Genomic DNA, 20,466 nt, shown 5'->3' with positions numbered 1-20,466 from the left:
TGGCGTGATCCGCTACGCCACACTTCATCCAGCAGGAGATGCCATGAGCAAGGGCCCCACCCCGCGACACTCCAAACAGCCCAAACCGGTTACCATCGATCTCGACGCCACCGACGTGACGCCGAAAAACGAGGACCTCAAGGCCACGCCGTCAGCGACCAAACCTTCCGCGGCCGGAAAGCCGGATACTGCCAAGTCCGGGGAACCGGCGAAACCGGACGTGGCCAAAGCCGATGCAGCCAAGGCAGACACGGCCAAGGCAAAGGACGCAAGCAACACAGCGGCGCAGGCAAGCGGTGGCGCGACCAGCGCGGATACCGAGACCGCTAACAAGGAGGGGGCCTCGAAGCAGGAGACACAGCATGACACGGCTGCGGCCGCGAGCAAGTCTCCACAAAACAAGACGTCTGACGCCAGGCCAGCTGACCCCAAGCCAGCTGACCCCAGGGACAACAAGGCCGGGGGAACAACGCCCAAGCCCGAAGCTGCCAAAACGACGACACCGGGATCGGCGGGTCCAGCGAGCGCCAAGCCACAAGCCACGGCAGACAGGAAAAGCGGCGGCGGGCTTGGGATGGTGATGTCCGGCGTCATCGGCGCGGTGATTGCCCTTGGCGGCGGCTATGCCTTGCAGGCCGGTGGCGTGCTTCCGGCCCCCGGCACGGGCGGAGATTCCAACGCACCGCTGGTTTCGAGAGTGGAGGCCCTGTCGTCACAGGTCGAAACACTGTCGCAGCAGCTCGAAAACTCCACCGCGCAAGCCGGTGCAGACGTTCCCGCCGATCTCGGAGCGCGTCTGGACAACCTCGAATCCGATCTGGCGGAAGTCGCGGCACGGCCGGCCGGTTCCGGCGGCGACCCGGTTCAACTGGGCCCGATCGAAGAGCGGCTCGCAGCGCTTGAGAACAGAATCGCCGAGCTTGGCGATGGCGCCAGCACCGTCGATCCGGCGCTGGCAGCGGAAATCAACGAGCTGCGGGCGGCGCAAAGCGGAATGCAGTCAGCTCTCAGCGAACTGCAATCGGGCTCGAACGCGGTCTCTGAAAAACTCTCCGCGCTCGAATCGGAGCAGGCGACGCTTTCCGAACAGGTTGATGCCCCCGCCCGGCAGATCGACCTGGCGCGGGCGATTGCCGCCGCCGGTCTCAAATCCGCGATTGATCGCGGTGGATCGTTCATGAGCGAACTGGAAGCGTTTGCCTCGGTGGCGCCGGATGATCCCGCGGTAGCCGAGCTGCGGGAGCTTGCGGCGCGCGGGGTTCCGAGCCGGGCCGACTTGGCCGCAGGTTTCTCCGATGCGGCGAGCGAGGCAATTGCTGCGGCCAATCCAGGTGATCCGGAAGCAGGTCTGGTCGACCGACTGATGTCGAGCGCCATGTCGGTGGTCAAGGTACGCAAGGTGGGGGATATCGAGGGCGACAACGCCGAGGCAATCACGGCCCGCGCCGAGACGCGGTTGCTCAATGGCGATCTCGAGGCAGCAGTGCGCGAATGGAACACGCTTCCGGAGGCCGCACTGGCCGCCACGGCGGACTATGGCGATGCGCTGGCCGCGCGGGCGCGCGCGGAAAGGCTGGTTGCCTCCGCGGTAGCTCCGTCCGGTTCCGCACCGACGGCGCCTGCCGCTTCCTCTTCCGACACCCCGGCCAACTAGGAGATCCGCCATGATCCGGATATTGTTTTTCGTCGTGCTGGTGCTGGCTCTGGCCTTCGGGTTCGCATGGCTCGCCGACCGGCCGGGTGATCTGTCGATCAACTGGCAGGGACGCGAAATTGAAATGTCGCTGATGGCGGCAGTGACGATGATCGTCTCGCTGATTGCGGCAATCATGATCACCTGGTGGCTGATCCGGACGATCCTCTATTCGCCCCGGACGCTGGCCCGCTATTTCCGCGCCAACAAGCGCGACCGCGGTTACCAGGCGCTGTCGACCGGCCTTCTGGCGGCGGGCTCCGGTGACGCGGCAACGGCGCGCAAGATGAACAAGCGCACAAAAGGCCTGCTGAATGCAGATCAGGAGCCTCTGATCCATCTGCTCGACGTGCAGGCGGCGCTGATCGAAGGCCGCCACGAGGAAGCGCGCAAGCTGTTCGAAGCGATGTCGGAAGATCCGGAAACCAAGCTTCTCGGCTTGCGCGGCCTTTATCTCGAAGCCCAGCGCCAGGGGGCCGGCGAAGCAGCGCAGCATTACGCCGAGAAGGCTGCCGACGAGGCGCCGCACCTGCCATGGGCAGGGGCCGCCGCGCTGTCCTACAGAACGCGCGAAGGCAAATGGGACGAGGCCCTGAAACTGCTCGACCGCCAGCGCCAGGCCGGCACGGTGCAAGTGGCAGAGGTCGCCCGCACCAAGGCTGTGCTTCTGACCGCCCGGGCGCGCGATCATGTTGACAGCGACCCGTCCTCCGCCCGTGACGATGCGCTGGCGGCGTTGAAACTGGCGCCGGGGTTCCCGCCTGCCGCGGTCGTTGCGGCCAAGGCACTGCTGCGCCAGGACAATCTGCGCAAGGCAGCCAGGACCCTCGAAGCGGCCTGGAAACACAATCCGCATCCCGAAATTGCCGAAACCTACGTGCGGGCACGGGTTGGAGACACCGCTGCAGACCGGCTCAAGCGGGCGGAACGGCTGGAAAAGCACAAACCGCTTCATCCGCTGTCGCTTGAGGTGGTCGCGCGTGCCGCGCTCGAAGCCCACCGGTTCGACCTGGCGCGGGAAAAGGCGGAAGCCTCGGCACGGCTGCAGCCCTGCGAGGGAATCTTCCTGCTGCTCGCCGATATCGAGGAAGCCGAAACCGACGACCAGGGCCGTGTGCGCCACTGGCTCAGTCAGGCGGTACGCGCGCCGCGTGACCCGGCCTGGACCGCCGATGGCTATGTGTCGGAAAGCTGGGAGCCGGTCTCACCCGTAAGCGGCAAGCTGGATGCCTTCGAGTGGAAGGTTCCGGTCGAGCAGCTGGCAGGTCCGAGCATCGACAATGAGCCACCAGCGCAGGTTTTCGACCGGGCGATGGCCAGCCTGCCGCCGATCACCAGGGCACCCAAGCCGCGACCGGCGCCAGTCTCAAATGGTGCGACGGCAAGTGTGGCTCCAGTGGCAGATAAACAGGCCGGGGCTAGCCCTTCAGCAGACAAGCCCGCCGAGGCAGGGGGCAAGCTCCGGACTGCCAACACAAACTCCGGTCCGGTGATCGAATCCGATACCGTGGCTGACAGCAAGCAGCAGGCAGCTCCCGTCTCCGGCTCTGCCGGTAAACCGGCGGACAATGCGAGGACGAAACCAAAGCAGGACTCCGCCGTCGCGGCAGTGTCTCCGGCCAAAGACACGCCGGATGATACGGCAGCCGCGGAAGCGAAGGTGAAAGTAGCTGACCCCGATCCCGCGGATAATTCCGGCAAGGCCGGCGCGGCGGGGCTTAAACCTGCGGAACCGGGCACTTCAAAGAAGCCGGTACAGGTGGCTGCGAAGGCGGATGAAGATCCGGAAGCAGATGCCAAAGCCAAAGAAGCGGCGTTTCTGACCCATAGGCCGGATGATCCGGGGATCGACGGCAATGACGAACCGGAAAAGCCGGGCCGTTTCCGGCTGTTTTGACCGGCTACTGAAAGGACAATGAATGCTTGACCAGATACGCAGCTTCTTGCGTGAGCTCAAAAGCGAGACCCCTCAGGCGTCCGGCGTAAACGACACGGATGTGGCAGCCGTGGCGCTGTTCTTCCACGTGATCGGCGCCGACGGAGTGATCGATGAGGAGGAGTCGGAGAAGCTCAGGGTTTTGATTGCCGAGGAATACAATGTCGACGGCACCGAGATGCAGGAGCTGATCGAGGCAGGCAAGAAGGCCGACCGCGAAGCGGTTGATCTCTACCAATTCACCAGCGTGCTCAACCGCGCTCTAGAGCCCGACGCGAAAGTACATTTCATCGAGTTGCTGTGGAACCTGGCCTATGCTGATGGCCATCGCCATGAGCTGGAGGATCATGTGGTCTGGCGCATCGCCGATCTGATGGGGGTTTCAAGCCGTGACCGGGTGCTGGCGCGGCAGCGCGCGCTGGCAAGTGCGGGGATCGAAGACGAAGCTGACGCGGACAACGGCAATTGAGCTGACGCCTTCGAGGATACAGGCGAATTCCGAAAGAATGTGAAGCAAGAAGGCCCGACGCACCGCCTGCCTCAGGCTGTCCCTGACGCGGATTTTTGTTCCCGTTCCAGCTCTGCCTTAAGGGCCACCCGGCTTTCTTCCAGTTCGCGGTCGAGCGACTGGATCTGACGCAACTGCGGGAAGCCGATGCTCCAGGCCAGCGCCACCGCGAGCGTTCCCGCACCGCCGATGACCACGGCTGCGATCGGTCCGATCAGCGAGGCCATGACGCCGGCGCGGAATTCCCCCAGCTCGTTGGACGCGCCGATGAAGACCATGTTGACGGCGCTGACCCGGCCGCGCAGCTCGTCCGGCGTCCACAATTGCACCAGGCTCTGGCGGACATAGACGGAGATCATGTCCGACGCGCCCATGACGATCAGTGCGACCATGGTCAGCGGCAGCGATTCTGACAGCCCGAAGACAACTGTCGCAGCTCCGAACACGCCCACCGCGATGAACATCGCCCGTCCCGCATGGCGCCGGATCGGCCGTGAGGCGAGAAAGATCGCCATGCCGATGGCGCCGATGCCGGGGCTGGCGCGCAGCAATCCGAGACCCCAGGGCCCGAGGTCGAGCACATCGCGGGCGAAGACCGGCATCAGCGCGATTGCGCCGCCGAGCAACACCGCGAACATGTCCAGCGAAATGGCACCGAGAACGATCTTCTGGTTGCGCACATAGCTGAAGCCCGCGACCAGTGTCTTCCAGCTCTGGCCTTGACCGCGCGTGCGTTGCAATGGCGGTGGTACCAGCGCGATTGCCGTGATGGCGGCAGCAAGGAAAATGCAGGCAGTCATATAAGGGACGATCGCGCCAGCGCCGTAGAGCAGGCCGCCGGCGACTGGCCCGACGATGGTGGCGGTCTGCCAGGAGGTGGAGTTCCAGGCAATGGCGTTGGGCAGGTCCCTGGCCGGCACCAGGTTTGGCGCCAGGGATTGGGAGGCAGGCGCAAAGAAGGCCCGGGCAATCCCGATCAACAGCAGAACCGCGAAGATCGGCAGCGGGCTGGTCAGGCCGCGCCAGGCGAAATAGGCAAGGGCTGCAGCCGACAGCGCGATGATGATCTCGCAAATCAGCATGATGGTGCGGCGGCCGAAACGGTCGGCGGCGGCTCCGGTAAACAGGATTAGGACCAAAGCCGGCAGAAACTGGATCAGGCCGACCAGCCCGAGGTCGAAGGGATCCCGGGTCAGGTCGTAGATCTGCCAACCGACCGAGACGCTGATGATCTGAAGCGCAAATGTCGACAGGAAGCGGGCTGCGAAATAGAAGCTGAAGGCGCGGTGGCGAAAGGCTGCGAAGCGGTCTTCCGCCGTGGCTGGGACTTGCATGATGTCTGTCCGGTTGCTGCTGGCCGAGCTATACACGAGCGCTGGCGCGATGCCAGTGTCTGCAGGCAGCAATTCGCGGTGCTCCTGCCCTCTTAACCCTTCCGGGTCATTGGATGTTTCCCGCCCTTGCCGCCCGGGCTGGGAGTGTCTACATGTCGGTCACGCGAAGAACAGCCGGAGAATCCCATGATTGCGATCTTTTCAACTATCGACTTGGTGCTGGGCCTTTACACCTGGATCATCATCGGCAGTGCCATCTTCTCCTGGCTCTACGCTTTCAACGTGATCAACGCCAACAATCGCTTTGTCGGCATGATCGGCGAATTTCTCTACAAGGCGACCGAACCAGCGCTCAGGCCGATCCGGCGGATCATGCCGGATCTGGGCGGCCTGGATATCTCCCCGATCATTTTGCTGATCGCGATCTTCTTCCTGCGCACCTTTATCATGACTTCGGTCGCACCGATGTTCATCTGACCAGCTGGTACAATATGGTCGGAGATGGCGTCGAACCGCCGGTTCGGCTGACGCCAACCGCCGCCGCCGACGGCATTGAAGGTCTGGTCGAAGATCATCCGGATTGACGCCGATCCCGGCGCGGTCTTCGGAACGCTCACCCGGCTTGCCGGCAGATAGCAAACACGCCGCCGGATCATTCGACCGGGCGGCGTGAGGGGATGTCTGTGACTGGTTCCGCGAACCGGAAGACCGTGAAGATCAGGCCTTGGACTTGGCCCGGTCGATTGCTTCGGTGATCAGCTTGCGGGCGGTTTCGGCATTGCGCCAACCGCCGATCTTGACCCACTTGCCTGGCTCGAGATCCTTGTAGTGCTCGAAGAAGTGCTCGATCTGCTGCAGGGTGATCTCCGGCATGTCGGTGTAGTCGTTGACACCTTCATACCGCTTGGTGAGATGGGTCGAGGGCACGGCGATGATCTTTTCGTCCTGTCCCGCATTGTCTTCCATGACCAGAACGCCGATCGGCCGAACATTGATGACGCAGCCCGGAATCAGCGGCCGCGTGTTGCAAACCAGGACATCGATCGGATCGCCATCGTCAGACAGGGTATGCGGCACGAAGCCGTAATTGCCCGGATAGGTCATCGGTGTGTAGAGAAAGCGGTCGACCACCAGGGTTCCCGCATCCTTGTCCATCTCGTACTTGATCGGCTGTCCGCCGACCGGCACCTCGACGATGACATTGACGTCGTTGGGTGGGGTTTCGCCGATGCTGATGGCGTCTATGCGCATGGTCGCTCCAATCCGGATCTGTGGTGCATGCCGCGCTCAAATGGGAGGATTGAGGAGAACGCGCATGCGAGAATTCAGGGCCATGATACGGCGATGCGCGCCCGGTCGGGCGCACGCTGTATCAGTCGGCTCCGGAATTAAAGCCAAAGACGGTTCGGTGCAACAGGACTTTTGGAGCGGATCGCCCCTGCGGAACAGTCAGGACCAGACGAAGGCCAGTTTCTTCAGCGTCTTGCCGTCAAATGTCTCGTGGCCTTCGGCGACATCGCGGCCACCCTGGAAGCGATAGAATTCGACCGCTGTATGGTTTTCCTCCAGGCACCATACCACCACGCCCTTGCAGCCGAGGGAGTCGAGCAACTGCCTGGCTTCGTTGAACAGGCGCTTGCCCAGGCCGACGCCCTGGAACTCCGGCTTCAGGTAGAGCTCGTAGATCTCGCCTTCCTGTGGCAGCGAGCGGGCCCTGTTGAGGCCGAGCGTGGCATAGCCCGCGACCGTACCGCCGACATCGAGCACCAGGATCGAGGTTGCGCCGTGTACGGCGCGCTGCCACCAGGCAATATTGCGGCGCTCAAGCATGTGACGCAACGCCTTGTAGGGCAAGAGCCCCGCATAGGCATGGCTCCAGGCCGCACGATGGGTGCTGGCGATGGCTTCTGCATCCTGCGGCTCGGCGTGCCGGATATCGATGGTTAACGTGCTCATGCGCTTACACTACCGGTCATGGTATGCCCGAAGAAGCCACGCTGGGTCTGCTTCGGCCTCTGCCCACAGCATTGTTTTGTGGACGGCGTAAGATGAGTTAACCGTTTGTTAAGCAAATATGCAAGGGCAGCGCACCGCCTGAATGGAAGCTTCAGGCCTTGGCAAACCGGTCGAGGCTTGCCTGGGCGGCCTCGAAGAACTGGCCAACCTGAAGGCCGTCAGCCAGTGCATGATGCACCTGGACCGCAACCGGGCAGCTCCAGCGGCCGTCTGAGGCCTCGACAAATTTGCCCCAGGAAAAGCGCGGGATACAGTCATCGGGGCCTGGCAGCGCATTGTCGAGCGCGGTGAAATCGATCCATGGCAGACAGGACAGGTAGGCTACATCAAACCGCTGGCCGGTGTTGGCGCCCAGGTCGGTGCCCTTGGCGGTTTCCTCGATGATCGCCTTGCAACTGGCGTCGAACCTGTCCCAGTCTTCAAAATAGGGAATATAGGCGTAGCCGAAACTCTCGCCGGGGCGAGGCACGGTCGCCGAAAGCGAGATGCTGTCATATTCGAGCACGCGGTCTTTTTCGAACCGCATCTTCAGCGCCGGCACGGCGTGAACTCCGGCACCGATGGCATGAATGAAGGCGCGGTAGGGCGAGACGCCCGCGGGCTTTCCCTTCGTCATCAGGGCGGTGACGTCGACGCGCGCGGTGGTGGCGAAATGCGGCCGGTCATAGGTCCGGAACAGGTTGAACTGCCCGGCCCGTGACCAGGTCGCAAGATCGATTTCGCGCGCGCCGGAGGTCATGATCAGGCGGCGCTCGCGCCGGCTTTGCTGAAGCGCTTGCGGTCGTTGGCGTCGAGGTAACGCTTGCGCAGGCGGATCGACTTCGGCGTCACTTCCATCAACTCGTCGTCCTGGATCCACGACAGCGCCCGGTCGAGCGTCATGCGGATCGGTGGCGTCAGCTTGACGGCCTCGTCCTTGCCGGCGGAGCGGATGTTGGTCAGCTGCTTGCCCTTGAGGACGTTGACTTCAAGGTCGTTGTCGCGCGAGTGGATGCCGATGATCATGCCCATATAGACCTTGTCGCCCGGCTCGATGATCATCGGGCCGCGGTCTTCAAGGTTGAACATCGCATAGGCTACAGCCTCGCCGGCCATGTTGGCGAGCAGTACACCGTTGGTGCGGCCGCCGATATCGCCCTTGTAGGCCTGGTAATCATGGAACAGGCGGTTCATCACGGCGGTGCCGCGGGTGTCGGTCAGAAGTTCCGACTGGTAGCCGATCAGGCCGCGGGTCGGGGCATGGAACACCAGACGGACGCGGTTGCCACCGGAGGGCCGCAGTTCGGTCATCTCGGCCTTGCGCTCGGACATCTTCTGAACCACGACGCCGGAATGCTCCTCGTCGACGTCGATGACGACTTCCTCGATCGGCTCCATCAGGGTGCCGTTCTCGTCCTTGTGCATGACGACGCGGGGACGCGAGACGGCAAGCTCGAAGCCTTCGCGGCGCATGGTCTCGATCAGAACGGCGAGCTGCAATTCGCCACGGCCGGAGACGTAGAAGGAATCCTTGCCCTCGGACTCCTCGATCTTCAGTGCGACGTTGCCCTCGGCTTCCTTGAGCAGGCGGTCGCGGATGACGCGGCTGGTCACCTTGTCGCCCTCGGTGCCGGCCAGCGGCGAATCATTGACCAGGAAGGTCATGGTCACGGTTGGCGGGTCGATCGGCTGTGCCGTCAGCGCTTCGGTGACGGCCGGATCGCAGAATGTGTCGGCAACGGTGCCCTTGGACAACCCGGCAATGGCGACGATGTCGCCCGCATGAGCCACTTCGACCGGCTGGCGCTCAAGGCCGCGGAAGGCGAGGATCTTGGAAATCCGGCCGTTCTCGACCAGCTTGCCTTCGCCGTTGAGAACCTTGACGGTCTGGTTCGGCTTGATCGAACCGGAATGGATGCGGCCGGTGATGATGCGGCCGAGGAAGGGGTTGGCTTCCAGGATCGTGCCGATCATGCGGAACGGGCCTTCGGCAACTTTAGGCTCCGGGCAGTGCTCGAGAACCAGGTCGAACAGCGGCGCGAGCGATCCGCCGTCTTCCGGGCGGTCAGGGCCAGCCGACATCCAGCCATTGCGGCCGGAGCCGTACATGATCGGGAAATCGAGCTGCTCGTCGGTGGCGTCGAGGGCCGCGAAAAGGTCGAAGACCTCATTGATGACCTCGTCGACGCGGGCGTCGGGGCGGTCGATCTTGTTGATGGCGACGATCGGGCGAAGGCCGACCTTGAGTGCCTTGCCGACCACGAATTTGGTCTGCGGCATCGGGCCTTCGGCTGCGTCGACCAGAACGATGGCGCCGTCCACCATCGAGAGAATGCGCTCGACTTCGCCGCCGAAGTCGGCGTGGCCCGGGGTGTCGACGATGTTGATCCGGGTGCCCTTCCATTCCACCGAGGTGGCCTTGGCGAGAATGGTGATGCCGCGTTCCTTTTCGATGTCGCCCGAATCCATGGCGCGTTCCTGAACGCGTTCGTTTTCGCGGTAGACACCGGATTGCTTCAAGAGCTCGTCGACAAGGGTGGTTTTACCATGGTCAACGTGGGCGATAATCGCAATATTGCGCAGGGACATAGGTCAGATCTCATTCTGGAGAATACAAAAACGCCGGATGCTGATCCGGCGCGGGCCGGCAATGACCGGACTTTGCGCGGCTTATACAGGTTTTTTTGCGGTTGCGAAAGAGGCCACGACAACACAGGCTGATCAGCCAAAAGGAAGGGCGCAGGACGCCCTTCCCTGTCATATCGTACCGGGGTCGAAACAGGTATTCAGGCGTTTCGGACCGGATCCAGCGTCTTGCTCCAGAGTTCCTCGTCGTCGCGATTCATCAGACGGACAGTGAGTTGCCCGGTATCGCCGTGAATGTCGACAAGGCCGAAAAACTGCAAGCCCATGGAGGGCGGCAGGTTGACGCCCTGCTCCTCGGTCGGAGCCGCAACAAACTTGACGTCCGGGCCGAAGGTCATGTCAAGCGCGTTGGGGCCGAAGGTGCCGGCGTGGAGCGGACCCGAGACGAATTCCCAGAAAGGTTCGAAATCCTGGAACTGTGCCTTGTTCGGGTCGTAGTAGTGGGCTGCGGTGTAGTGGACATCAGCAGTCAGCCAGACCGTGTTGGTAATCCCGGCATTCTTGATGTAGCGCAGCAGGTCGGCGATCTCGAATTCGCGGCCTTTCGCACCGCCGTCATCGGCGTTGCCGATGGCTTCGAACTTGTTGTCGCCGTCGCGCACCACCAGGCCGATCGGCATGTCGGCGGCGATGATCTTCCAGGTCGCCTTGGAGTTGGCCAGTTCGCGCTTGAGCCAGGCGATCTGTTGCTGGCCGAGAAACGTGGTCGCATCGCCCTGGGTCTGCTGAACATTGTCGCTGTTGGCGGCACGGTAGGAGCGCATGTCGAGAAAGAACACGTCGACGAGCGGGCCATAGGCGATCTTGCGGTAGACACGGCCCGGCTCTGAAGGCGTGTAGCTGATCGGGGTCATCTCGTGGAAGGCGCGGGCGGCGCGGGCCGTCAGCAGCGGCACGGACTTCTCGGCATAGCGGTCATCGCCGCTGAGGTCCTTTGACGCCGACCAGTTGTTGACCACCTCGTGATCGTCCCACTGGAAGAAGGTCGGGCAGACGGCGTTCAGGGCGCGGACATGCTCGTCCATCATGTTGTATTTCCACTGGCCGCGGAATTCGTCGAGCGTTTCGGCGACCTTGCGCTTTTCCTCGGGAAGCACCCGGTTGATCCACTTGCTGCCATCCTTGAGTTCGACCTCGTCCTGCATCGGGCCATCGGCATAGATGGTGTCGCCGGAATGGAGGAAGAAATCAGGCTGGTGCCTGGCCATGGTGGCGTAGGTCTTCATGCCGGTGTCGTCGATGCCCCAGCCCTGGCCGGCGGTGTCGCCGGACCAGGCAAAGCGGATGTTGCGGCGCGAGGCGGGCGCTGTGCGGAAACGGCCGACGACCGGTTCCGAGACGGTATTGATGTCGGAAAGATCGGCGGCGCTGAAACGGTAGAAAATCTCTTGGTCGGAGGGCAGGTTTTCGAGCAGCCGCTTGGTGGCGTAGTCGCTGTCGGGGAGCGCATTCATCGGCGGCAGCTTGATCGCGTTCTCGAAACTCTCAACGGTGGAAATTTCCATGTTGATGCGCGACGGTCGATCGACACGGGTCCAGATCATGCCGGAACTGGTGCTGACATCGCCGGACTGGACGCCATGGGTGAAAACCGGGCGCTGGGCGGCGCGGACAAAAGAGGGTGCTGCGAGGCCGGAGGCAGTTACCAGCGAGGTGGCGCTGGCAGACACAAGGAAGCTGCGGCGGGAAAGGGACATTGTTCTCTCCTGGGTGGCATAGCCTGGGTGACTGTCCGTTTTTCGCGAACCAGGATCCCTCGCAAGGAAATGTGACACTGCCTTTTCGGTTTGATGAAACCTTGATCAAGCTTTCATGACAGGCGTGATTTTGCCGTGTCCGGGGCATGGGGTAACAATGGCAGGCAACAGCGACGACAACACACGGGAGAGCACGATGCGCAAGTTGCAGGCACAGGGCATCCACCACATCACCCTGATGGGGGCGGACCGGCAGACCTCGATCGATTTCTGGGAAGGGCTTCTCGGCATGCCGTTCATCTTCGAACAGCCCAATCTGGACCGGGCGTCGGAAAGTCACCTCTATTTCGATCCGGGTGATGGCCGGCTGATCACCATCTTCACCAGCGAGGACCGCAAAGCCGATCCGGCGCGAACCTCGACCGAGCCGGGGGCGGTTCATCATCTGGCCATCAACGTGTCAAAGGCAACATTCTCGCAGGCGGTCGAGCGTCTCGACGAGCGCGGCATCAAGCACAGCGGGGTCAAGGACCGCGGCTTCATGGATTCGATCTATTTCAAGGATCCGCTGGGCTTCCTGATCGAGCTGGCCGCCTACCGGTTCGAACCGCCGGCGGGTGTGAGCTATGCCGAAGTCTTTGTCGAGGCTCACAAGATCCGGGTCGAACGCGGCGACTACAATATCGCCGAGATCCATCTCGCCGATGCGATCGAGGCAATTGTCGAACGCACCCAGCGCTCGCTGTCGGACGACCGGACGCCGAAAAAGGCCTATTAAAGCCTCTGCCGGCGCCCGTCTGCTGGTTGCCGATGTGGGTCAGGCGAGGCCGCGCTTCTTGAGCATCGCCGTGGCATCGGGCATGCGGCCGCGGAAGGCCTGGTAGAGTTCGCCCGGATCGCGCGAGCCGCCGGCCGAATAGACATGGGTCCGCAGCCTCCCGGCCATGTCCGGATCAAACGGGTTGCCGGTTTCCTCAAATGCCGCAAAGGCGTCGGCATCCAGCACTTCCGACCACATGTAGGAGTAATAGCCGGCCGAATAGCCTTCGCCGGAGAAGACATGCAGGAAATGCGGGCTGGCATGGCGCATGACGATGGCTTCGGGCATGCCGAGCTTCTTCAGCGTCTCGGCCTCGAAGGTCGCCGGGTCGGCCTTTTCACCGCCGGTGTGCCATGCCATGTCGACCAGCGCGGAGGCGGTAAATTCGACGGCAGCGAAACCGGCATTGAAGGTCTGGGCCGCCAGCACCTTGTCGACCAGTTCGCGCGGGATCGGTTCGCCGGTCTTGTAGTGGCGGGCGTGCTTTTCGAGGATTTCGGGAACGGTCAGCCAGTGCTCATAGAGCTGTGACGGCAGTTCAACGAAGTCACGGCTGACCGAGGTACCCGAGAGCGACGGATAGGTGACATCCGACAGCATGCCATGCAGGGCGTGGCCGAACTCATGGAACAGAGTGCGCGCGTCATCGAGTGACAGCAGCGCTTCCTGTCCGGGTGCGGGCTTGGCGAAGTTCATCACATTGGTGATGATCGGCTGTTGGCCGGTGCTGCCGTCCGGCAGGGTGAGCTTGTGCTGGCTGCGCAGGCCGCTCATCCAGGCGCCGGAGCGTTTTGACGGCCGGGCGAAATAGTCGGCGATGAAGGTGGCGATCATTTCGCCATTCCCGGCCCTGACCTCGAACACGCGGGCATCCTTGTGCGGGCCGCGGATGTCGGGGCACTCGGTCATGGAGATGCCGAAAAGGCGGTTGGCGACGTCGAAACAGGCCTCGATCATGCCGCTCAAGGGGAAATAGGGCTTGAGTTCGGCCTGGGAGAAGGCGAAGCGGCGGGCTTTGAGCTTTTCGGCATAGTGGCGCCAGTCCCACGCTGCCACGTCATGGTTGCCGCCCTCTTCGGCGATCAGCCCGGCGAGTTCCGCGCGATCGGTGTCAGCCTGGGCAACGGCACGGGTCCAGACATTGCCGAGCAGGTCCTCGACGGCTTCCGGCGACTTGGCCATGGTGTCATCAAGCTTGTAGGCGGCGTAGCTGTCATAGCCCAGAAGCTCGGCTTTCTCGCTGCGCAAGGCAATAATCTGCGAAATCAGCGGCGCATTGTCGGTGCTGCCGCCATTGGCGCCGCGGGCGATCCAGGCCTTGAAGGCTCTCTCGCGCAGGTCACGGCGTTCGCTGGAGCTCAAAAATGGCTCGATGATCGAGCGCGACAGGGTCACGGCAAACTTGTTCTTGTGGCCGAGATCCTCGGCGACGGCGGCCATGGCGGCGCGCAGATCATCGGAAAGACCGTCGAGGTCATCGCCTTCATCCAGCAGCATCACCCAGTTCTTCTCGTCGGCCAGCACGTTCTGGCCGAATTGCGCCCCAAGGCCGGCCAGGGTCTCGCCAACTTCGGCAAGCCGTTTCTGGCCTGCTTCATCCAGTGCCGCGCCGGACTTGATGAAGGATTTCCAGACCCGCTCGAGCAGGCGGTCCTGTTCGGGCGTCAGGCCGAGACTGGAGCGCTTCCGGTACAGGCCGTCGACGCGCTCGAACAGGGCTCGGTTCATGGAGATCTTCGAGTAATGCCGCGACATGCGTGGCGCGATCTCGCGCTCAAGCGCCTGAATGGTGTCGTTGGTGTCGGTGCCGGCACGGTTCCAGAACAGCGACGAGACCTTCGAGAGCTTGTCTCCGGCAAGTTCGAGCGCCACCAGCGTGTTGTCGAAATCGGGTGCTTCGGCGTTTTCGGCGATGGCCTGGATCTCGGCATCATGCTCGGCAAGCGCGGTTTCGAAGGCCGGGGCGAAATCCGTGTCGGCGATCTTGTCGAACTCCGGCAGGCCGAGCGGTGCGCTCCAGTCAAAAACGGGGGAGGCGGATGAGGTCATGAAAGGCTCCTTGTTGGGCCTGATGTAGGCGCGCGGATGCGGATGGGCAAGGCGCCGGGTGCTACCCGGGCACAGATCGCGGCAAAGAGAAGGGGCGGCCCCATCGCTGGGCCCGCCCCTGAAGTCCGAATGTCTTTCCGGCGTTAGCGGTCGCGGGCCGCGAGCGTGCGCAGACGCAGGGCATTGAGGCGGATAAAGCCTTCCGCGTCCTTCTGGTCATAGGCGCCGCGGTCGTCCTCGAAGGTGACCAGCGCGTCGGAATAGAGCGACTTGTCGCTTTCGCGGCCGGTGACCATGACATTGCCCTTGTAGAGCTTGAGGGTGACTTCACCCTCGACGTTTTTCTGGCTGTGGTCGATGGCCGCCTGCAGCATTTCGCGTTCGGGCGAGAACCAGAAGCCGAAATAGATGAGCTCGGCATAGCGCGGCATCAGTTCATCCTTGAGGTGGGCTGCGCCACGGTCGAGCGTGATCGATTCCATCGCCCGGTGCGCGGCGAGCAGGATGGTGCCGCCAGGGGTCTCGTAGACGCCGCGCGATTTCATGCCGACGAAGCGGTTCTCGACCAGGTCGAGACGGCCGATGCCGTTGTCGCGGCCGTAATTGTTGAGTTCGGCCAGAATTGTCGCCGGGCTCATGCGCACGCCGTTGATCGAGACTGCATCGCCCTGCTCGAAACCGATCTTGATGATGGTGGGTTTGTCGGGCGCCGCTTCCGGCGAAATCGTGCGCATGTGCACATATTCGGGCGCTTCGACCGCCGGATCTTCCAGCACCTTGCCCTCGGAAGAGGAATGCAGCAGGTTGGCGTCGACCGAGAACGGGGCTTCGCCCTTCTTGTCCTTGGCGACAGGGATCTGGTGCGCTTCGGCGAAATTGATCAGGTCGGTGCGGCTCTTGAACGACCAGTCGCGCCAGGGCGCGATGATCTTGATGTCGGGGTTCAGCGCATAGGCCGACAGCTCGAAGCGGACCTGGTCGTTGCCCTTGCCGGTGGCGCCGTGGGCAATGGCGTCGGCACCGGTCTCGCGGGCGATCTCGACCAGCCGCTTGGAGATCAGCGGGCGGGCGATCGAGGTGCCGAGCAGGTAGACGCCTTCATAGACCGCATTGGCGCGGAACATCGGGAAGACGAAATCACGGACGAATTCCTCGCGCACATCCTCGATGAAGATTTCCTTGATGCCGAGCATTTCCGCCTTTTTGCGGGCCGGTTCCAGTTCCTCTCCCTGGCCGAGGTCGGCGGTGAAGGTGACGACTTCCGCGCCCAGCTCCGTCTGCAGCCATTTGAGAATGATCGAGGTGTCGAGACCGCCGGAATAGGCGAGAACGACTTTCTTGACGTCCTTGTGCGATGCCATGGTTGTGCGTCTTTCTGTTTTGAGCCTCGCCCCTAAGAAACCTGAATCTCGGAGCCCTGAAATTTGCGGCACTTTTAGCCGGTTTGCCGTGCCATGCAAGGGTCTAGCCACAGCGCCTGAATGAACGCGCCGATTGGCAGACGGCCCGATTCGGCATAAGAAGTTTGCTTTGCTGATCTCAATAGCGAGCCCCCAATGCACTTCATTCCGGATTATCCGACGCTGCTTGCCTTTCTTGCGGCTTCTGTCGTTCTGGCGATTACGCCGGGACCCGACATGACGTTGTTTGTCTCGCGGGCATTGTCGGACGGACGGGCCGCGGGCTTTGCCTGTGTCGCCGGTGCGATGAGCGGCATAACAGTGCATACGCTGATGGTGGCACTGGGACTGTCGGCACTGGTGGTGGCGTCGCCGACCGCGTTTTTTGCACTCAAGGCTGTTGGCGCGGCCTATCTGATGTGGCTTGCCATTCAGGCCATCCGCAAGGGCTCAAGCCTGACACTGCCGGTATCGGGCCGATCGGGCCGCGGGGTCATGGCAAATTGGGCTCAGGGGCTTGGAATCAATCTGCTCAACCCGAAGATCATCCTGTTTTTCATGACGTTCCTGCCGCAATTTGTCGCGGCTTCCGATCCGCATATCACCGGCAAGCTGATTTTTCTCGGGATGTTCTTCGTGGTGGTTTCGACGCCCATCGTCATCGCTATCGTGCTGGGTGCGCACAGTCTGGCGAGCTGGCTCAAGCGCAAGCCGCAAGTGATGCGGATCGTCGATTACGTGTTCGCCTCGGTGTTCTCGATCTTCGCTCTCAAGATCTTCTTGACCCAGGGCCGCTGATCAGGGTCGGGGATCGCCGATGTCCGGGCTGGCCCGGCGCTCACTCGGCAGCCAGCGGCCGGCACTGCGGCCGACGAACAGCCAGTAAACGCTGGCGCCGATAATGCCGCACGCCACGTGAACTGCGATCAGCCGGGTGGACCCCGCCGATGCCGCTGACTGCGTGGCAAACACCATGCTGGCCGCCGCAAGGGCGATCGCGCCGCCGCCCAAGGCGTGGCTGAGCCAGTCGCGGCGGCGCCAGAATTCGAAAACGGCAATCAGGATGAAGGCCGGCAGCAGCGCCGCCCGGGCAAACAGGCTGGCGACGCCGACAACGCCGATCACCAGCGTCACAGTGAGTTCAATGTCGCTGAAACGTCCGAAATCCTCGGGCCGGATCAGCCGGGCGAGAAAGGCATAGGCCAGGCCTGCCGCCAGACAGCCGAGGAAAAAGCCAAGGGTTATGGCAAACATCCGTATGATCAGGCGGAAGAGGTCGCTCATCGCCGGTTTCAGTCGGCGCCGTGGCCAGAGATCATCATTGCCTGCAGCGCCATGTCTTGCAGCTGGTCACGATCCTTCTTGCGCATGCGCTCGGATTCGCTCTTGAGCTGACCGCAGGCGGCGAGAATATCGCGGCCGCGCGGGGTGCGGATCGGCGAGGCATAGCCGTTGGCATTGACGAAATCGGCGAAGGTCTCGATCTGCTCCCAGTCCGAACATTCATAGGCCGAGCCCGGCCAGGGGTTGAACGGGATCAGGTTGATCTTGGCCGGGATGCCCTTGAGCAGGCGAACCAGTTCCTTGGCGTCGGCAAGCGAGTCATTGACGCCCTTGAGCATCACATATTCAAACGTGATGCGGCGTGCATTGGAAAGACCCGGATAGTTGCGGCAGGCGTCGAGCAGTTCCTTCAGCGGATACTTCTTGTTGATCGGCACCAGCTCGTCGCGCAATTCATCACGCACGGCATGAAGCGAGATCGCCAGCATGACACCGATTTCCTCACCGGTGCGGACGATGCCGGGCACCACGCCGGAGGTTGACAGCGTGATGCGGCGGCGCGACAGGGCCAGGCCATCGCCATCCGACGCAATCAGCAGCGCCTGCTTGACATGATCGAAATTGTAAAGCGGCTCGCCCATGCCCATCATGACGATATTGGTGACCTTGCGGCCCTCAGCCGGCACGATGGCGCCCTGCGGCGTGTCCTTGTGCGGGAAATCGCCGAGGCGGTCGCGGGCGACCAGCAATTGCGACAGGATTTCCTCGGAGGTCAGGTTGCGCACCAGCTTCTGGGTGCCGGTGTGGCAGAAGGTGCAGGTCAGCGTGCAGCCCACCTGGCTCGAGATACAAAGCGTGCCGCGGCCTTCCTCGGGGATGTAGACGGTCTCGACCTCGACCGGGCGGCCGGCGCCGCGCGGGGGAAAGCGCATCAGCCATTTGCGGGTGCCGTCATTGGAAATCTGCTCCTCGACGATCTCCGGGCGGGCCACGGTGTAGCGCGCGGCGAGTTTCTCGCGCAGCTCCTTCGAGATCGTGTGCATGTCGGCAAAATCGGACGAGCCGCGCACGTAAAGCCAGTGCCAGAGCTGGTTGACGCGCATCTTGCGCTGCTTTTCGGGCACGCCGGCGTCGGCCATGGCGGCCACCATTTCCTCTCGGCTCATGCCGATCAGCGTCGGCTTGCCGTCCATGCCCGGGCTCGCTGCTTTGGCAGCCTGAGACGGGGCGGGACGCGCGGAAGGGTCTGACAGGTCAATGGTCGCTGGCATCACGGGCTCGGTTCTGATGTTGCAAGATTGGCCGCGTCCTACCAGCTTTTGAGCCTTACGTCACCACCGCCGTTGTGTCGCACCCTCAACGGTGCCAGCGATCCTGCCGGCCTTGCGGCATCGCCCGGGGGCGGAACCGGTCCCTCAGCCCGGTAAACCAGGCCCGGATCGGTTTGCGCCGGAGCCAAGTTGTGGTGCTGCAAGGTGCGGTGACGGCAGCAGGTTTTGACCTGTTGCTGCTGGGGACATCAAGCGACGAGCCGGGCGTCGGGGCGAAGGGTCCGAGGCGATAGGCGATCATGGTGGCGTGGTCGTAGTAGCTCATAGCCGGTCTCCTGTCCTAAACAGGAAAGCAGAGCGCTGCTGACAGTACGGTGTCAGTGGGGGCTGTGATAGTGTCAGCAGCAAAGGCCCGCTGAACACGAGATCCCGACCATGCGCCGTTCCGACCGACTGTTTGAAATCATCCAGATCCTCAGATCCGCACGCAAGCCGGTGACCGCCGAAACCCTGGCCGGGCAACTCGAGGTTTCGATCCGGACGATCTACCGCGACATCGCCGCGCTTCAGGTGATGAACACGCCGATCGAAGGGGAGGCCGGGATCGGCTATATCATGCGCAGGGGCTATGACCTGCCGCCGCTGAATTTCGATCTGGAGGAAATCGAGGCGCTCAGGGTCGGCCTGGCATTGTTGTCACGCACAGGTGACAGTGCGCTGCAGCGCGCGGCCCGGCGGATCCACGAGAAGATCGACGCGCTGCACGGTCCGGCGAACTGGCTGCAAGTGGCGCCCTGGGGCGCGGCACTGGATGATCCGGCAATGGGCTGCGTGTCGAAATCCACGCTCCGCGATGCCATCCGGGGGGAACGCAAGCTGGAGCTGGTCTACCAGAATGAGCAGGGATGCCGGACGACCAGAACGGTGAGGCCGCTGGCGCTGGTCTATCATCTGGAATGCGTGATGCTGGCATGCTGGTGCGAGCTCAGGGCCGGGTTCCGGCATTTCCGTACCGACCGGATCTACGAGTGCCGGGTGCTCGAAGAGGGCTTTGCCGGCCAGGGCGATGGCTTGCGCGCCATCTGGCCGGATCAGGACCGTTGGGGCCGTGTCGAGCCGGGTGTGGCTGAATCCGCCTGAATCACTGGACTTCGAGCTCTGGCTCTGGCTCTGGCTCGGGTGCGCGTGCCGTGGCGGCCGTTGTGACGAGGGCCGCCTGAATGGCGGCGGCACTTGCCGGAGACGGCCTGAGCATGGCGTCGACGAAACCGGGAATGTCCATCCGCGGCAGTGCCGGTTCGCCGGTCAATTGCTTGAGACCGACCAGGGTCGCATAGATCAGGGTCGCCCGGGAACGGGCTTCCGGGCCGGTCAGGCCGGCGCCGCGCATCTGCAGGGTGAGAAAGGCCAGTCGCTCTGTATCGGCGTCGCGAACCACCGTTTGCACGGCTTCGTCGCCGGCGGCCCAGTGCCTGATGGCCACTTCGGTCATCGGTCCGCCGTACTCGCGGGTGGGAACTTGCAGAATGTCCTCGATGAAGCGGATGAACAGGTCGCGCGGCGACAGTTCCGGCGAGACCATGGACGCGATCACATCGCTCGTGGCAATGCGTCGCCAGTGCTCGACCATGGCCGCGCGGAGCGCTGCCAGATCCTCGAAGTGCCAATAGAACGAACCCTTGGTGACTCCCAGTTCCTTGCACAGATAATCGACGCGGATCGCCTTCGGGCCTGCACTGGTCAGAAGCTTGAAGGCGGCCTTGATCCAATCTTCGGGTGTGAGTGTCTGTTTCGTGGCCATGCCGCCCCATATCCAATGCAATGCATTAACCG

General features: G+C 62.9%; 19 protein-coding genes. 7 read left to right on the top strand and 12 right to left on the bottom strand.

Going from position 1 to position 20,466, the window contains the following annotated elements; all coding sequences use genetic code 11:
* The first annotated feature begins 43 nt into the window (after positions 1-43).
* The 3 genes from CRO46_RS08765 to CRO46_RS08755 are packed head-to-tail and all read left to right on the top strand — an operon-like array spanning position 44 to position 4,098.
* A complete protein-coding gene (locus CRO46_RS08765) occupies positions 44-1,654 on the top strand; it encodes a mitofilin family membrane protein (protein ID WP_097107028.1) in 1,611 nt (536 codons plus the stop codon).
* Between the two features lie 10 nt (positions 1,655-1,664).
* Positions 1,665-3,590 carry a heme biosynthesis HemY N-terminal domain-containing protein gene (locus CRO46_RS08760; RefSeq protein ID WP_097107026.1) on the top strand — a complete coding sequence of 642 codons (1,926 nt, stop codon included), beginning with the start codon at positions 1,665-1,667 and terminating at the stop codon, positions 3,588-3,590.
* Between the two features lie 22 nt (positions 3,591-3,612).
* On the top strand, positions 3,613-4,098 hold the full coding sequence (locus CRO46_RS08755) for a tellurite resistance TerB family protein (RefSeq protein ID WP_097107025.1): 486 nt from the start codon (positions 3,613-3,615) through the stop codon (positions 4,096-4,098).
* A 71-nt stretch (positions 4,099-4,169) separates the two neighbouring features.
* Here CRO46_RS08755 and CRO46_RS08750 read toward each other — a convergent pair whose 3' ends face one another.
* Positions 4,170-5,471 (bottom strand): MFS transporter, encoded by a 1,302-nt coding sequence (locus CRO46_RS08750; protein WP_097107660.1) that lies wholly within the window; start codon positions 5,469-5,471, stop codon positions 4,170-4,172.
* A 186-nt stretch (positions 5,472-5,657) separates the two neighbouring features.
* Between CRO46_RS08750 and CRO46_RS08745 the strand changes: the two genes are divergently transcribed.
* On the top strand, positions 5,658-5,948 hold the full coding sequence (locus tag CRO46_RS08745) for a YggT family protein (protein WP_097107024.1): 291 nt from the start codon (positions 5,658-5,660) through the stop codon (positions 5,946-5,948).
* Between the two features lie 240 nt (positions 5,949-6,188).
* On the opposite strand, the gene ppa is transcribed toward CRO46_RS08745, so the two are convergent.
* The 5 genes from ppa to CRO46_RS08720 all read right to left on the bottom strand — a co-directional run bounded on the left by ppa (position 6,189) and on the right by CRO46_RS08720 (position 11,809).
* Positions 6,189-6,722, bottom strand: coding sequence for an inorganic diphosphatase (gene ppa / locus CRO46_RS08740; RefSeq protein WP_097107022.1), 534 nt, complete (start codon positions 6,720-6,722; stop codon positions 6,189-6,191).
* A 198-nt stretch (positions 6,723-6,920) separates the two neighbouring features.
* Positions 6,921-7,427: a GNAT family N-acetyltransferase gene (locus tag CRO46_RS08735; RefSeq protein ID WP_097107021.1), complete on the bottom strand. Its 507-nt coding sequence runs from the start codon at positions 7,425-7,427 to the stop codon at positions 6,921-6,923.
* A 151-nt stretch (positions 7,428-7,578) separates the two neighbouring features.
* Complete coding sequence (locus CRO46_RS08730; RefSeq protein WP_097107019.1) at positions 7,579-8,226, bottom strand: chloramphenicol acetyltransferase; 648 nt, start codon at positions 8,224-8,226, stop codon at positions 7,579-7,581.
* A 2-nt stretch (positions 8,227-8,228) separates the two neighbouring features.
* A complete protein-coding gene (gene typA, locus CRO46_RS08725) occupies positions 8,229-10,055 on the bottom strand; it encodes a translational GTPase TypA (RefSeq protein ID WP_097107017.1) in 1,827 nt (608 codons plus the stop codon).
* Between the two features lie 197 nt (positions 10,056-10,252).
* Positions 10,253-11,809 carry an alkaline phosphatase D family protein gene (locus CRO46_RS08720; RefSeq protein ID WP_097107016.1) on the bottom strand — a complete coding sequence of 519 codons (1,557 nt, stop codon included), beginning with the start codon at positions 11,807-11,809 and terminating at the stop codon, positions 10,253-10,255.
* A gap of 196 nt (positions 11,810-12,005) precedes the next feature.
* Between CRO46_RS08720 and CRO46_RS08715 the strand changes: the two genes are divergently transcribed.
* The gene (locus CRO46_RS08715; RefSeq protein ID WP_097107014.1) at positions 12,006-12,587 is read left to right on the top strand and encodes a VOC family protein; all 582 of its coding nucleotides are present in this window, start codon (positions 12,006-12,008) and stop codon (positions 12,585-12,587) included.
* 39 nt (positions 12,588-12,626) lie between these two features.
* On the opposite strand, the gene CRO46_RS08710 is transcribed toward CRO46_RS08715, so the two are convergent.
* Together CRO46_RS08710 and CRO46_RS08705 are read right to left on the bottom strand one after the other, a co-directional pair.
* Positions 12,627-14,678, bottom strand: a complete 2,052-nt coding sequence (locus tag CRO46_RS08710; protein WP_097107013.1) for a M3 family metallopeptidase — start codon at positions 14,676-14,678, stop codon at positions 12,627-12,629.
* A 143-nt stretch (positions 14,679-14,821) separates the two neighbouring features.
* Entirely contained in the window at positions 14,822-16,039 is a 1,218-nt protein-coding gene (locus CRO46_RS08705) for an argininosuccinate synthase (protein WP_097107011.1), read from the bottom strand.
* A gap of 195 nt (positions 16,040-16,234) precedes the next feature.
* Here CRO46_RS08705 and CRO46_RS08700 point away from each other — a divergent pair, with 195 nt between their 5' ends.
* A complete protein-coding gene (locus tag CRO46_RS08700) occupies positions 16,235-16,876 on the top strand; it encodes a LysE family translocator (protein ID WP_097107010.1) in 642 nt (213 codons plus the stop codon).
* Here CRO46_RS08700 and CRO46_RS08695 read toward each other — a convergent pair whose 3' ends face one another.
* The 3 genes from CRO46_RS08695 to CRO46_RS08685 form a co-directional block, all read right to left on the bottom strand.
* The gene (locus tag CRO46_RS08695; RefSeq protein WP_097107008.1) at positions 16,877-17,362 is read right to left on the bottom strand and encodes a hypothetical protein; all 486 of its coding nucleotides are present in this window, start codon (positions 17,360-17,362) and stop codon (positions 16,877-16,879) included. It lies immediately after the preceding gene.
* 8 nt (positions 17,363-17,370) lie between these two features.
* Positions 17,371-18,555: a dual-specificity RNA methyltransferase RlmN gene (rlmN, locus tag CRO46_RS08690; RefSeq protein ID WP_244577848.1), complete on the bottom strand. Its 1,185-nt coding sequence runs from the start codon at positions 18,553-18,555 to the stop codon at positions 17,371-17,373.
* 163 nt (positions 18,556-18,718) lie between these two features.
* Positions 18,719-18,958 (bottom strand): hypothetical protein, encoded by a 240-nt coding sequence (locus CRO46_RS08685; protein ID WP_097107006.1) that lies wholly within the window; start codon positions 18,956-18,958, stop codon positions 18,719-18,721.
* Between the two features lie 110 nt (positions 18,959-19,068).
* Between CRO46_RS08685 and CRO46_RS08680 the strand changes: the two genes are divergently transcribed.
* On the top strand, positions 19,069-19,773 hold the full coding sequence (locus CRO46_RS08680; protein WP_097107004.1) for a helix-turn-helix transcriptional regulator: 705 nt from the start codon (positions 19,069-19,071) through the stop codon (positions 19,771-19,773).
* Between the two features lies 1 nt (position 19,774).
* Here CRO46_RS08680 and CRO46_RS08675 read toward each other — a convergent pair whose 3' ends face one another.
* A complete protein-coding gene (locus CRO46_RS08675) occupies positions 19,775-20,434 on the bottom strand; it encodes a TetR/AcrR family transcriptional regulator (RefSeq protein ID WP_097107003.1) in 660 nt (219 codons plus the stop codon).
* Positions 20,435-20,466: the final 32 nt, after the last annotated feature.

Origin of the sequence: Parahoeflea halophila (genome assembly GCF_900220985.1) — a bacterium.
Lineage (GTDB): Bacteria > Pseudomonadota > Alphaproteobacteria > Rhizobiales > Rhizobiaceae > Hoeflea > Hoeflea halophila.
Note: the sequence above shows the minus strand (reverse complement) of the source record. Positions and strands in the feature narration are given on the sequence as shown.